This is a genomic window from Flavobacterium luteolum (assembly GCF_027111275.1).
Taxonomy (GTDB): domain Bacteria; phylum Bacteroidota; class Bacteroidia; order Flavobacteriales; family Flavobacteriaceae; genus Flavobacterium; species Flavobacterium luteolum.
Genome location: NZ_CP114286.1, coordinates 1,168,094 through 1,181,348, shown reverse-complemented (window position 1 = coordinate 1,181,348; position 13,255 = coordinate 1,168,094). Strand labels below are relative to the sequence as shown.

12 protein-coding genes are annotated in these 13,255 nt (G+C 33.4%); 8 read left to right on the top strand and 4 right to left on the bottom strand.

Going from position 1 to position 13,255, the window contains the following annotated elements; translation table 11 throughout:
- The first annotated feature begins 68 nt into the window (after positions 1-68).
- Together OZP10_RS04845 and OZP10_RS04840 are read left to right on the top strand one after the other, a co-directional pair.
- Positions 69-323, top strand: a complete 255-nt coding sequence (locus OZP10_RS04845; protein ID WP_008464817.1) for a type B 50S ribosomal protein L31 — start codon at positions 69-71, stop codon at positions 321-323.
- Between the two features lie 352 nt (positions 324-675).
- On the top strand, positions 676-1,851 hold the full coding sequence (locus tag OZP10_RS04840; protein WP_177212256.1) for a GlmU family protein: 1,176 nt from the start codon (positions 676-678) through the stop codon (positions 1,849-1,851).
- A 132-nt stretch (positions 1,852-1,983) separates the two neighbouring features.
- On the opposite strand, the gene OZP10_RS04835 is transcribed toward OZP10_RS04840, so the two are convergent.
- Positions 1,984-2,427, bottom strand: a complete 444-nt coding sequence (locus tag OZP10_RS04835) for a PepSY-like domain-containing protein (RefSeq protein WP_281633743.1) — start codon at positions 2,425-2,427, stop codon at positions 1,984-1,986.
- 330 nt (positions 2,428-2,757) lie between these two features.
- Between OZP10_RS04835 and OZP10_RS04830 the strand changes: the two genes are divergently transcribed.
- From OZP10_RS04830 to OZP10_RS04820, 3 genes are all read left to right on the top strand, one after another.
- The gene (locus OZP10_RS04830) at positions 2,758-4,392 is read left to right on the top strand and encodes an ABC-F family ATP-binding cassette domain-containing protein (RefSeq protein WP_177212258.1); all 1,635 of its coding nucleotides are present in this window, start codon (positions 2,758-2,760) and stop codon (positions 4,390-4,392) included.
- A gap of 237 nt (positions 4,393-4,629) precedes the next feature.
- Positions 4,630-5,778: a porin gene (locus OZP10_RS04825; RefSeq protein ID WP_281633742.1), complete on the top strand. Its 1,149-nt coding sequence runs from the start codon at positions 4,630-4,632 to the stop codon at positions 5,776-5,778.
- 20 nt (positions 5,779-5,798) lie between these two features.
- Complete coding sequence (locus tag OZP10_RS04820; protein WP_281633741.1) at positions 5,799-7,229, top strand: anion permease; 1,431 nt, start codon at positions 5,799-5,801, stop codon at positions 7,227-7,229.
- On the opposite strand, the gene OZP10_RS04815 is transcribed toward OZP10_RS04820, so the two are convergent.
- A complete protein-coding gene (locus OZP10_RS04815; RefSeq protein WP_255462957.1) occupies positions 7,226-7,528 on the bottom strand; it encodes a GNAT family N-acetyltransferase in 303 nt (100 codons plus the stop codon). The genes OZP10_RS04820 and OZP10_RS04815 overlap by 4 nt on opposite strands.
- Before the next feature lie 291 nt (positions 7,529-7,819).
- On the opposite strand from OZP10_RS04815, the gene OZP10_RS04810 reads away from it, so the two are divergent.
- Positions 7,820-8,479 (top strand): alpha/beta hydrolase family protein, encoded by a 660-nt coding sequence (locus tag OZP10_RS04810; RefSeq protein ID WP_281633740.1) that lies wholly within the window; start codon positions 7,820-7,822, stop codon positions 8,477-8,479.
- A gap of 334 nt (positions 8,480-8,813) precedes the next feature.
- On the opposite strand, the gene OZP10_RS04805 is transcribed toward OZP10_RS04810, so the two are convergent.
- Complete coding sequence (locus OZP10_RS04805; RefSeq protein ID WP_248728046.1) at positions 8,814-9,329, bottom strand: DUF2892 domain-containing protein; 516 nt, start codon at positions 9,327-9,329, stop codon at positions 8,814-8,816.
- Positions 9,330-9,497: 168 nt separating this feature from the next.
- Between OZP10_RS04805 and rpmH the strand changes: the two genes are divergently transcribed.
- Together rpmH and carB are read left to right on the top strand one after the other, a co-directional pair.
- Positions 9,498-9,659: a 50S ribosomal protein L34 gene (gene rpmH, locus OZP10_RS04800; protein ID WP_008464848.1), complete on the top strand. Its 162-nt coding sequence runs from the start codon at positions 9,498-9,500 to the stop codon at positions 9,657-9,659.
- 145 nt (positions 9,660-9,804) lie between these two features.
- Positions 9,805-12,660, top strand: coding sequence for a carbamoyl-phosphate synthase large subunit (carB, locus tag OZP10_RS04795; RefSeq protein ID WP_281633739.1), 2,856 nt, complete (start codon positions 9,805-9,807; stop codon positions 12,658-12,660).
- Positions 12,661-12,731: 71 nt separating this feature from the next.
- Here the strand turns inward: carB and yiaA are convergent, their stop codons facing one another.
- Positions 12,732-13,130 carry an inner membrane protein YiaA gene (gene yiaA / locus OZP10_RS04790; protein WP_281633738.1) on the bottom strand — a complete coding sequence of 133 codons (399 nt, stop codon included), beginning with the start codon at positions 13,128-13,130 and terminating at the stop codon, positions 12,732-12,734.
- Positions 13,131-13,255 lie beyond the last annotated feature (125 nt).

The window sequence follows — 13,255 nt, the reverse complement described above, 5'->3', positions numbered from 1 at the left end:
TTACACCTTTTTCTAACCATGAAAAAGCTTCAAAATAAAAGTGCTCCAAACAATAAATAAAAGAAAAGATGAAAAAAGGAATTCACCCAGAAAATTACAGATTAGTTGCATTTAAAGACATGTCGAATGATGAGGTTTTTATCACTAAATCTACTGCAGATACAAAAGAAACAATTGAAGTTGACGGAGTTGAGTATCCAGTTGTAAAAATGGAGATTTCTAGAACATCTCACCCTTTTTATACTGGTAAATCTAAACTTATCGATACTGCAGGACGTATTGATAAATTCAAAACTAAATATGCTAAACACGCTAAAAAATAATAGCTGTTTTAAATTATACAAAAGCCTTCCAATTCTGGAAGGCTTTTTTTATGGAATTGTAAAATCTAACCGCAAAGTGCGCAAAGATTTTACCTGACATTATGTTTAGAAAACACAAAGTTCGCAAAGTTAGCATCTGTACAAATCTTTGCGAACTTTATTTTTTATAAAAACTTGATAATATAAACTTTGCGCACTTTGCGGTTAAATGATTATCGATATAAAAAAAAATGTTAGCCAAAAAGCAATTATTTTCTTATTTTGAATGAGAGTACTTTTAATCAAACACATAAATATTTGTAACTTTGAAGCCAGGTAACCAAATCAAATTTTAACAAACACTCAATTATTTATGAACTACATTCTTTTCGACGGCCCCGTTCGGAATGCTTTATTACCCTTTACTTTTACAAGACCAGTAGCGGATATTTTGGTTGGAATTATGACAATCCGCCAGAAATGGGAAAAATATTTAGGTTCTACAATCACTACTATAACCGAAGAATATTTGTCTGAAAAATTTCCAATGGTTGAAATGGAAGAAAACGTTATGATCAACGCAGCGTATTTGCCAAATGATACTCTTGCTGAAATGGTTTCTAATTTAACTGAAAACCAAGCGATTTTTAAAGGAGAAGATGTAATAGCATTTTTTACGAACGAGAATCAGGAAGAAGTCGATTTTGATTCTTATGAAATTATTCAGTACAATGAAGATTGTATTACAATAGAGCATACTTGGGATATTTTCTCTAAAAATGATGCAGCAATTCGTCAGGATTTTAAATATCTAACTGAAGATCGTACATCGCAGCCTATTCCAAAAAGCGTAAATGTAATTTCGCCAGAAAATATTTTTATTGAAGAAGGAGCAAAACTAGAGTTTGTAACTTTAAATGCATCAACTGGTCCTATATATATAGGTAAAAATGCCGAAATTATGGAAGGAACCGTAATTCGCGGACCATTCGCTTTGTGTGAAAATGCAATGGTAAAAATGTCAGCCAAAGTTTATGGAGCAACAACTGTTGGGCCTGGATCTAGAATAGGAGGCGAGGTTAAAAATTCAGTTCTTTTTGCAAATTCAAATAAAGGACATGAAGGATTCTTAGGGGATTCTGTTTTAGGTGAATGGTGTAATATTGGAGCAGATTCTAATAACTCAAACCTAAAAAACAACTACGAAGAAGTGAAATTATGGAGTTACGAAACAGAAGGTTTTGCTAAAACGGGACTTCAGTTTTGCGGTTTAATGATGGGAGATCACAGTAAATGCGGAATCAATACCATGTTTAATACGGGAACAGTGGTTGGTGTAAGTGCTAATATTTTTGGAAGTGGATTTCCTCGCAATTTTGTTCCAAGTTTTTCTTGGGGGGGCGCTGCAGGATTTACGACTTATGTAACTAAGAAAGCTTTTGAAACAGCAAGGTTAGTGATGAGCCGAAGAAATATAGAGTTCGACGCAACGGAAGCTGCAATTATGGAGCATATTTTCGAAGAAACTAAAAAATGGAGAAAAGATTAATGAGATAATTAGTCAATTTGAAAATTAGATAGTTATAACAAACCCGACAGGTTTTTAAAAACTGTCGGGTTTTGTTATTTTATGGTTTTGAGAATTTTCTAATTTCCTAATTGACACATTTCCTAATTATACTTATTTGTCAATCTTAATAAAATCTCCTTTTAAATTGAATTTTAATTCTAAACCATTGGTTAATTTTGTTTCGTAGCCAGAACTTCCAAGTTCGATTTTGGTTACATCTTCTTTGGGAAAATTTGATTTTATATAAGAAGCAATTTTTTTAGGAATAATAGATTTTGGAATTTTTCCAGTTTTAGCATCTACTTCTTTCCAGTTTCCTTTCTTGTCAAATTCAATTTCAATTTTGTTGTCATATTGTACTTTGTACTCTGTAGAAAGAATTTCTTTGTCTTCTAATATGTAGCTTGGCTTTTTCGATCCGAAATGTGTTTTTAGGAAGGTTTGTGCATTTCCTGGTAAAGCTTCCTTCTTAATTACGGTTTTTTGAGCATTTGCAGTGAGTCCAAATAGTAATCCTGCAATTAAGTAGACGGTCAGTTTTAATTTCGTTCTCATATTTTGCTGATTTTTAAATTATTATACAAGGTAAGATTAAAATTTTGAAATTGGAAAATCTGAGCAGCTTTAAAAATCAATCAAGCTTCTTTTTTTTTGCCACAGATTAAAAGATTAAAAAGATTTTTTTAGAATATGTATTCTCAGTAAAAAAAATAATCAGTGAAAATCCTTTAATCTGTGGCAAAAAAAATATATTTAATTGTCACATTTTCAAAATTATCTAATTATCAAATTGGGACATTATCTAATTAAATCTATCTTTGCAGCACGAAAAAAATGGGTAGTCAGTCAAACGATTAACCGATTAAACAAAATTCACAAACACAAATGATTACAGTTAACGATATTTCGGTTCAATTTGGTGGAACTACACTTTTTAGCGATGTTTCTTTTGCTATTAATGAAAATGATAAAATTGCCCTAATGGGTAAAAATGGTGCGGGAAAATCTACACTTTTAAAGATTATTGCAGGAGCAAACAAACCTTCAACGGGAAGTATTTCTGCTCCGAAAGAAGCTGTAATTGCATATCTGCCTCAGCATTTGCTTACCGAAGATGGTGCTACTGTTATGGAAGAAGCATCAAAAGCCTTCAGTGAGATTTTTAAAATGAAATCTGAAATAGATGAGATCAATGAACAGTTAACAGTTCGTACTGATTATGAAAGTGACGAATACATGAAATTGATCGAAAGAGTTTCTGATTTAAGCGAGAAATTTTATGCTATTGAAGAAGTAAACTACGAAGCAGAAGTTGAGAAAATATTAGTTGGTTTAGGTTTTGAAAGAGAAGATTTCGCACGTCAAACTTCAGAATTTTCAGGAGGATGGAGAATGCGTATTGAGTTAGCGAAGATTTTATTGAGAAAGCCAGATTTGATATTGCTAGATGAGCCAACAAACCACATGGATATTGAAAGTATTCAATGGTTAGAAGATTTCTTATTGACTCAAGCAAAAGCAGTTGTGGTAATTTCGCACGATAGGGCGTTTGTAGATAATATTACAAATCGTACGATCGAGGTGACAATGGGAAGAATTTACGATTACAAAGCAAAATATTCTCATTACTTAGAATTAAGAAAAGATCGCCGTATACATCAGCAGAAAGCGTATGATGAACAACAGAAAATGATTGCTGAAAACCGTGCTTTTATTGAGCGTTTCAGAGGAACATTTTCTAAAACAGATGCTGTTCAATCTCGTGTCAAAATGCTTGAGAAACTAGAAATAGTGGAGGTTGATGAAGTTGATACATCTGCATTGCGTTTAAAATTCCCACCAGCGGCACGTTCTGGTCAATATCCAGTTATTGTGAAAGAAATGTCTAAAGCATACGGAGATCATGTTGTTTTTAAAGATGCAAATATTGTAATCGAACGCGGTCAGAAAGTAGCTTTTGTTGGAAAGAATGGTGAAGGAAAATCAACAATGATTAAAGCAATCATGAAAGAAATTGGTGTTGATTCTGGAAGTGTTGAAATCGGACATAATGCTCAAATTGGGTATTTTGCTCAAAATCAAGCGGCGTTATTAGACGAAAATGCGACCATTTTTGAAACTATTGATAGTATTGCTGTTGGAGATATCAGAACACAGATTAAAAATATTTTAGGAGCTTTCATGTTTCAAGGAGATGATATTACTAAAAAGGTAAAAGTGCTTTCAGGAGGAGAAAAAACGCGTTTGGCAATGATTAAATTATTGTTGGAGCCAGTTAACTTGTTAATTCTGGATGAACCTTCGAATCACTTGGATATGAAAACTAAAGATATTATTAAAGATGCTCTACGTGATTTTGACGGAACTTTAATCTTAGTTTCGCACGATCGTGATTTCTTAGACGGTTTGGCTACTAAAGTTTTTGAATTTGGAAATAAGAGAGTAAAAGAACATTTTGAAGATGTAGCTGGTTTCTTGGCTCATAAGAAAATGGATTCTATGAGAGAAATCGAAAAATAAGTATTTTAAATATAAAATTCTAAAGGGCATAAGTTTAATTCTTATGCCCTTTTTTTATTGCTGTTTATTTTGATAACAGTATTTTAATGCAATTTTATTTACATAACGAATCTTTTTTTGTTATTTTAGTATTCTCATTTCGTGTTGACTAATAAAGAGTTAATTTTTTTTGCCTAAAGACTATAAGTCGATTTTTAAAATCGCTATAGAGATTAATATTTCATTTATTTTAAGCCTATGAATAAAAGTCTACTCATACGAATTCTTTTTATTATAACCCCATTTTTTTTACATGCCCAAGATAATGTCAGTCAAGGAACTGATAAAAAAGAAAATGAAGAAGTAAAATATCCGCAGTTTCAATTAAAAGGACTTCTCCAAGCCAGATATTTGGAAAGTTTTGGCGATAATGTGGATGTTTTAGGAAATCAGCACTCAACTGGAGATGTAACCCAAAGTTCTTTTGATATAAAAAGAATGCGTGTTGGGCTAAATACCAAATTAAGCGAAACAACAGAAATTGTAATTCTGGTCAATCTAGCAGATTTTAAATCGGATACAAAAGGGAAAGTTCTTGAGAATGCCTACGGGAAATATACTTTTAATAAATATATTGCTTTAACAGGAGGGCAATTTCGCCCTGCTTTTGGTATTGAGGAGCTTGTTCCTGTAGATATTATTAAATCTTTCGATTTTTCGAATCAGTATTATGAATTCGGAAAAAATGGATGGACAAGTTTCCAAATTGGTGCATCAGCAACAGGAGCTTTTGATATTGGGAAAATTCCTGTGAATTACGCTGTTTCAGTTTTAAACGGAAACGGAAAAAATCAAGAAATGGATAAAGACAACGGAAAACAATTTTCTTCTAGATGGGTTTTTGGTTTGTCAAAAGAACATAAAATAAATCTTGGTTTAAACGGCGGTTTCGGAAAAGTTTTTAAAGAAGATGTTTTTGCAATCGGCGCAGATATTACAAGCGATTTTAAGCTGACGGATAAATTTAGTTTTGATTTACAGATAGAATACAAGCAGGGAACAAATCATAATTTGTACTATTCGCTTCCAGTTACTGGCAGAACAGATAATGTTGCCGATTATCAGATGAGAGGAATTTATTTTCTTCCGAATTTGAGATATGTAGTAGATTATAAAAAGCTTACAGCACTTGAATTGTCTTGTCGTTACGAAACTTTCGATCCAAGTTATAAAATCAATTCAAACGTACGCACCACTTATACGCCAATGGTTAGTTTAGAATTCGGAAAATCGTATACAGGCCGTATTGAAATGGGATTTCAAATTGACAGATTTGATAAAAGTATTCCAGATACATTGAACTATAATAATGATTTGTTTTTGATTCAGTTGCAGCTCAGAATTTAATTCACCTTATTTTTGTTTTTATGAAAGAAGTAAAAATTCCTCAGACTTTAATTACGCTGGCAGTTTTAGTTGCCATTTGGTTTATTCCAGCTCCAGAAGGTGTTGTGATAGAGGCGTGGCATTTATTTGCCATTTTCGTAGCTACGATTTTAGGAATCATCTTAAAAGCGGCTCCAATGGGAACAATGTGTATGATTGCAATTGCTTTAACGGCAATGTCTCAGGTTTTAGCTCCTGGAGATCCTGGAAAGTCGATTACATTAGCTTTAAAAGGATTTGGAGATAAAGTAATCTGGCTGATTGGAATTTCATTTTTTATAGCAAGAGGGTTTATTAAAACAGGTCTTGGAAATAGAATTGCTTTTTTATTCATAAAAATATTCGGAAAAAGTTCTTTGGGATTGGCGTATGGCTTGGGATTGGCAGATTTGGTTTTAGCGCCAGCTGTTCCGAGCAATACTGCGAGAGGAGGAGGAATTGTTTATCCGATTATGAAATCAATGTCGATGAGTTTTGGTTCTATGCCAGACAAGCCTGAAACGCATAGGAAACTTGGAGCTTATTTAACTTTGAATAGTTATAATATGAATTTAATTGCTTCTTCCATGTTTTTAACGGGAACGGCAAGTAATCCGATGTGTCAGAAGTTTGCACTTAATTTAGGAATAAAAATCAGCTGGATGTCTTGGGCAGCAGCAGCGATTGTTCCAGGATTGTGTGCTTTTATTGTAATTCCGTTTGTGCTTTATAAAATTTATCCGCCAGAATTAAAAAAGACTGGAGATGCGCCGCAGATTGCAACACAGAAATTGAAAGAAATGGGAGCCATCACGAGAGATGAATGGATGATGTTGCTGACCTTTTTTATTCTGCTTTTTCTCTGGATGACAGGGGATTTGCTTTCTATTGATGCTACAACGACTGCATTTATCGGATTGGTAATTTTGCTTTTAACTTCAGTTTTGACTTGGGAAGATGTTAAATCAGAAAAAGGGGCTTGGGATACTATTGTATGGTTTTCTGTTCTAGTAATGATGGCCAGTTCACTTAACGAATTGGGTTTTATTGCTTGGTTTAGCGACTTAGTAAAAGCTCAAATTGGCGGATTAAGCTGGCAGATGGCTTTTCCGATTATTATATTGGTATACTTTTTTAGCCATTATCTTTTTGCAAGTGCAACTGCGCACGTTGCGGCAATGTACGCAGCCTTACTTGGTGTTGGAGTTTCGCTCGGAATTCCGGGATTGTTATTAGCGTTTATGCTTGGTTTTGTCGGATCTCTTTACGGAACGTTAACGCACTATGGTCATGGTCCGGCACCTGTATTTTTCGGGAGCGGTTACGTTGACCTAAAGAGCTGGTGGGTCAAAGGGCTTATAACCGGTTTGGTTATGCTCTTAATCTATATGGTAATTGGAGGATTATGGCTCCGAATTATTGGATATTTTTAGATTCTAATTCCTGGAGGAAGCAATTCTTTATATCGAGGGTTTTTTTTGAAAAATGAAACAATTTTTGGGTGGATAGGAACTACTCTATAATTTTTTTCAGAACTTAAATCTAATATGTTTTTAAGTAGCGTATTAATTGTTTCTTCGTCTTCGTATGAATCTGGTTTGTTGATCTTGGTTAAAAAGATTTTTTTTTCTTGAAATGAATACTCAACTGCTAACATTCCTTCAGGGATGACAGTTTCAAATTGGCGTGCAAAAGTGTTGTCTTTGATTTCCATAGTTACAGAAGATTCCATAGTAATTTCTTGTTAGGTTATTGGTAAATAGTGAATTTGGGACTCGAAATTTTATTGAAAGAAAATTCTTTATAAGTTTTAAATTCAAGAAATATTTCGAATTGCAAAGGTAATCATTTGATTTTCAATATTAAATTATTTTTTGCAGCTATAAACTTTAAGTTTTTGTTTTGAACTTGGATTTTTTTTGAATTGCTATAAAATAGGTCTGAAATTTGATTATCATGACATTAAAAAAAGTAACTTTATTTTTTCCAATAAAGGTCTTAATGGTAATTTCATTTTAATGTTATGAGTAAAATTCCCGTATATTTTATGCCAGGTCTGGCGGCAAGTTCATCTATTTTTGAAAGAATAAAATTGGATGAAGATACTTTTGAAATGCATCTTTTGGAATGGGAAATTCCAAACCAAAAAGAATCTTTATCAGATTATGCACTTCGAATTAGCAAAAACATAAAACACGAAAATCCTGTTTTAATTGGGGTTTCTTTTGGAGGAATTCTAGTACAGGAAATTTCAAAGCATATAAAAACACGAAAAGTCATTATTATATCGAGTGTAAGAAGTAATCATGAATTCCCGAAAAGAATGAAAATAGGGAAGAAGACAAAAGCTTACAAGCTAATTCCGATGCAGTTAATTCTTAATATTGAGAAACTTGCTAAGTATTCTTTTGGTGAAAAGGTCAATAAGAGAATAAAATTATATGAGAAGTTTCTATCTGTTCGTGATTTAGGTTATCTGCAATGGGCTGTGGAAAGTGTAATTTTATGGGATCGAGATAAAATTGATGAAAATGTCGTTCATATACACGGAGATCAAGACGAAGTTTTTCCGATTAAGTATATTGATAAATGCATTTTAGTCAAAGGAGGAACTCATATTATGATCTTGAATAAGTACAAATGGCTGAATGAGAATTTGCCTTCTATTATATTGGAAGACTAAAATTTTTGTTTAATGTTTCAAGTTTCAAGTTTTTGAACTTTCGTAAAGATCTACGTATCAGCTTGTCATTTCAACCATAGGGAGAAATCTTCGCATGTAACTCCACAAAGTAATTCAAGAAAAAATATGAGAATCAGTATAGTTTTGTCCTTATGAGCGAAGTCGAAGGATCTCATGGTTAATCCATTCAGTGTTTTCTTTCTTTGCATGTCCTTCGACTTCGCTCAGGAAGACATAAAATGAGCAAAATCTAAAATCTAAATTCAACAATCTACAATAAAAAAATCCCAAACTCTTTTGGAATTTGGGATTTATAATATTGTAATTTAGAAAATTAGATTTTCTTCATTTGTTCTTTCATCATAGAGATTTGCTCTTTCAGCATACCTTGTTTGTCTAATTTTTTAGCTTCGTTTAATAAATTAGTCGCTTCCAATTTTCTTCTGCGAGACATTGCAACTCCTGCAAGGTTTAATTTAGCTACAGCTAAATCCATATCCATTGATAAACCAAGTTCGATTGCTTTTTTGAAATGTTTCTCTGCTTGGTTGATATTAGTTTGAGATAACATGATGCCTTGTAAATAATTTAAGTATCCTTGTTGTTTTCTTACTAATGCACCTTCTGGGTTTTTGATATATGATAACCATTTATTAGCACCTTCAAAGTCTTGTTTTCTTAATTTAAGGAAGGCTAAAAGGATAAATTCGTTTTTAAAATAAAGAAAAATTGGAATTGCAGTCAATAAGATAAGGAATATACCATTCCCAATATTACTTTCTGTAAATTGCCAAACGCCCGCCACTACAAGAAGTCCGGCCAAAATAAGTTTAATATTCTTGTGAAACATAATTATTGTAAATTTGTGATTGCAAAGATAGTAAAAGGAATTAAAAATATTTTTATAAAAGTGCTTGCCAGAAAAAAAAGTCTTTGTATATTTGCACTCGGTTTTTGAACAACGATATCCAAAACCAAATAACGAGTTAATAGATACCATTTTTAAAGATACAAAGCAATGAGCAAAAGAACGTTTCAACCATCGAAAAGAAAAAGAAGAAATAAGCACGGATTTATGGACAGAATGGCTTCTGCGAATGGAAGAAAAGTTCTAGCGCGTAGAAGAGCAAAAGGAAGACATAAATTAACTGTTTCTAGCGAGCCTAGACACAAAAAATAATGTTTGTATAAACATACATAAGGCGATTACTTTTTTAGTATCGCCTTTTTTTATACCTTGTCGGTAAAAAATCTCTCAACTTTCTAGTTTATAGTGCACTAGAAAAGTTTTTTTAAATCGTAAACAACTACACAATACATACAAAATGCCTAAAGACACATCAATAAAATCAGTTTTAATAATAGGTTCAGGACCTATTGTTATTGGCCAAGCTTGCGAATTCGATTATGCGGGATCTCAATCTGCACGCTCGATTCGTGAAGAAGGAATTGAGGTTATCTTGATAAACTCGAATCCAGCGACAATTATGACCGACCCATCTATGGCCGATCATATTTATTTGAAACCTTTAACGACAAAATCGATTATTGAAATTCTTAAGGAACATCCGCAAATTGATGCTGTTTTACCAACAATGGGAGGACAAACAGCCTTAAACTTGTGTTTGGAAGCTGAAGAAAAAGGAATCTGGCAGGATTTCGGAGTGAGATTAATCGGTGTTGATGTAAATGCTATTAATATTACTGAAGATAGAGAACAGTTTAAACAGCTTTTAGAAAGAATAAATGTGCCAACTGCACCTGCAAAAACAGCTACTTCTTACCTTGAAGGAAAAGAAATTGCTCAGGAATTTGGTTTCCCGCTTGTAATTCGTCCTTCGTTTACATTAGGAGGAACAGGAGCAGCTGTGGTTTACAAAAAAGAAGATTTTGATGAGCTTTTAACTCGCGGACTAGAAGCCTCTCCAATTCACGAAGTTTTGATCGATAAAGCTTTGATGGGATGGAAAGAATACGAATTAGAGCTTTTGAGAGATAAAAACGATAATGTTGTAATTATCTGTTCTATCGAAAATATGGACCCAATGGGAATCCATACTGGAGATTCTATCACAGTTGCGCCTGCAATGACATTGTCTGACACGACTTTCCAAAAATTACGTGACTACGCTATCTTAATGATGAGAAGTATCGGAAATTTTGCTGGAGGATGTAACGTGCAATTCGCAGTTTCACCAGACGAAAAAGAAGATATCGTAGCAATCGAAATCAACCCTCGTGTATCTCGTTCTTCTGCTTTAGCATCAAAAGCAACTGGATATCCGATTGCAAAAATTGCTTCTAAACTAGCTTTAGGATACAATTTAGATGAATTGCAAAATCAAATTACAAAATCAACTTCGGCTCTTTTCGAACCGACTTTAGATTATGTAATCGTAAAAATACCACGTTGGAACTTCGATAAATTTGAAGGTTCAGACAGAACTTTAGGTCTTCAGATGAAATCTGTAGGTGAGGTTATGGGAATCGGACGTTCTTTTCAAGAAGCACTTCACAAAGCAACTCAATCTTTAGAGATTAAGAGAAATGGTTTAGGAGCTGACGGAAAAGGATATAAAAATTACGAACAAATTATCGAAAAACTAACTTATGCAAGTTGGGATCGTGTATTCGTAATCTACGATGCAATTGCAATGGGAATTCCATTAAGCACAATTCACGAAATTACAAGAATCGACATGTGGTTCTTGAAGCAATACGAAGAGCTTTATACTTTAGAAAAAGAAATCTCAAACTACAAAGTTTCTAATCTTCCAAAAGAATTATTGCTTGAGGCAAAACAAAAAGGTTTTGCAGATAGACAAATCGCTCACATGATGAGTTGTTTAGAAAGTGAAGTGCACACTTTACGTATGAACATGAACATCAACCGTGTGTTCAAATTGGTTGATACTTGTGCGGCTGAGTTTAAAGCTAAAACACCTTATTACTACTCAACTTTTGAGGCAGAAATCGAAAAGGCAAATGGAGAGCGTTATGTAGATAACGAAAGTATCCTGACAGATAAAAAGAAAGTAATCGTTCTAGGTTCTGGACCAAACAGAATTGGTCAAGGAATCGAATTTGATTATTCTTGTGTACACGGAGTTTTGGCAGCTAAAGAATGTGGTTATGAAACGATCATGATTAACTGTAATCCTGAAACGGTTTCTACAGATTTCGATACAGCTGATAAATTATACTTTGAGCCAGTTTTCTGGGAGCACATTTATGACATTATCCAACACGAAAAACCAGAAGGTGTAATCGTACAGCTTGGAGGTCAGACGGCTCTTAAATTAGCAGATAAATTATCTAAATACGGAGTAAAAATCATCGGAACTAGTTTTGATGCGCTTGATTTAGCAGAAGACAGAGGACGTTTCTCAGACTTATTGACTGAATTACATATTCCTTTCCCAAGATTCGGAATCGCTGAAACGGCTGATGAAGCTTCAAAGTTGGCTGATACTTTAGATTTCCCACTTTTAATTCGTCCTTCTTATGTATTAGGAGGTCAGGGAATGAAAATTGTAATCAACAAAAAAGAATTGGAAGAGCACGTAATCGATTTGTTGAAAGCAATTCCAGGAAACAAATTACTTTTAGATCACTACTTAGCTGGAGCAATCGAAGCTGAGGCTGATGCAATCTGTGATGCTGATGGAAATGTTTACATCATCGGAATTATGGAGCACATCGAGCCTTGTGGAGTTCACTCTGGAGATAGTAACGCTACATTGCCTCCTTTTAACTTAGGAGAATTTGTAATGCAGCAAATTAAAGATCATACACATAAAATTGCAAGAGCTTTAAAAACTGTAGGTTTGATCAACATTCAGTTTGCTATTAAAGACGATACAGTTTATATTATCGAAGCAAATCCTAGAGCTTCAAGAACGGTTCCGTTTATTGCAAAAGCTTACGGAGAACCTTATGTAAACTATGCTACAAAAGTAATGTTAGGTCACAATAAAGTAACTGATTTTGATTTCAATCCACAATTAAAAGGATACGCAATCAAACAACCAGTTTTCTCTTTCAGCAAATTCCCGAACGTAAACAAAGCGTTAGGACCAGAAATGAAATCGACAGGAGAAAGCATCTTGTTTATTGATGACTTGAAAGATGATCAATTCTACGAATTGTACTCTAGAAGAAAAATGTATTTGAGTAAATAATCTCAAATTCTAGTATAAAAAAAGCTCCAATGAAAATTGGAGCTTTTTTTATTTTAATTGGTTTTAAACTTTTATTCACTTTGACTAAAAGTCATATTATCTCTAGTATTTTTTTGAACTGAAATTGCACCGAACAAAGCTAATAGAAAAGCAAAAGCATAAAACCCTTTTTCGCTTGGCAGAATCGTTGCATTCCAAAGTCCAACAACTAAAAGAACGATTGATAGTAATGTTCCAAACCAGCAGATTCCGTAATATATATCAGTTACAGGAAGTTTTTCAAGACGGTCTCTTACACTTTTTTGCAATGAAACAACAGCAAAAAGTCCGAACATTAACACAGTGAAATAATAGCCTTTTTCGTTTAATAGCATTTCAGCTCTGGCAAGTCCAACAATAAAGCCGACTGTTCCTGCTCCAAGAGCAACCCAAGATGCCGCGATAAAGGCATTTGATGTTTTTTGTATCATAATTTATTATTTTGGTAAGAAGCAAATATAAGTAATATTGATGCGCATCAAAGTGAAATACGAATAAATTATGCAGTATTACCTTTCAAATACATGTAAAAACATAAAATAAGTTTTGATTCTAT

What these genes read in the sequence shown, in the direction of transcription:
- OZP10_RS04845 (WP_008464817.1), top strand. Translation starts at nt 69, where the DNA reads ATGAAAAAAGGAATTCACCCAGAAAATTACAGATTAGTTGCATTTAAA.
- OZP10_RS04840 (WP_177212256.1), top strand. Translation starts at nt 676, where the DNA reads ATGAACTACATTCTTTTCGACGGCCCCGTTCGGAATGCTTTATTACCC.
- OZP10_RS04835 (WP_281633743.1), bottom strand. Translation starts at nt 2,427, where the DNA reads ATGAGAACGAAATTAAAACTGACCGTCTACTTAATTGCAGGATTACTA.
- OZP10_RS04830 (WP_177212258.1), top strand. Translation starts at nt 2,758, where the DNA reads ATGATTACAGTTAACGATATTTCGGTTCAATTTGGTGGAACTACACTT.
- OZP10_RS04825 (WP_281633742.1), top strand. Translation starts at nt 4,630, where the DNA reads ATGAATAAAAGTCTACTCATACGAATTCTTTTTATTATAACCCCATTT.
- OZP10_RS04820 (WP_281633741.1), top strand. Translation starts at nt 5,799, where the DNA reads ATGAAAGAAGTAAAAATTCCTCAGACTTTAATTACGCTGGCAGTTTTA.
- OZP10_RS04815 (WP_255462957.1), bottom strand. Translation starts at nt 7,528, where the DNA reads ATGGAATCTTCTGTAACTATGGAAATCAAAGACAACACTTTTGCACGC.
- OZP10_RS04810 (WP_281633740.1), top strand. Translation starts at nt 7,820, where the DNA reads ATGAGTAAAATTCCCGTATATTTTATGCCAGGTCTGGCGGCAAGTTCA.
- OZP10_RS04805 (WP_248728046.1), bottom strand. Translation starts at nt 9,329, where the DNA reads ATGTTTCACAAGAATATTAAACTTATTTTGGCCGGACTTCTTGTAGTG.
- rpmH (WP_008464848.1), top strand. Translation starts at nt 9,498, where the DNA reads ATGAGCAAAAGAACGTTTCAACCATCGAAAAGAAAAAGAAGAAATAAG.
- carB (WP_281633739.1), top strand. Translation starts at nt 9,805, where the DNA reads ATGCCTAAAGACACATCAATAAAATCAGTTTTAATAATAGGTTCAGGA.
- yiaA (WP_281633738.1), bottom strand. Translation starts at nt 13,130, where the DNA reads ATGATACAAAAAACATCAAATGCCTTTATCGCGGCATCTTGGGTTGCT.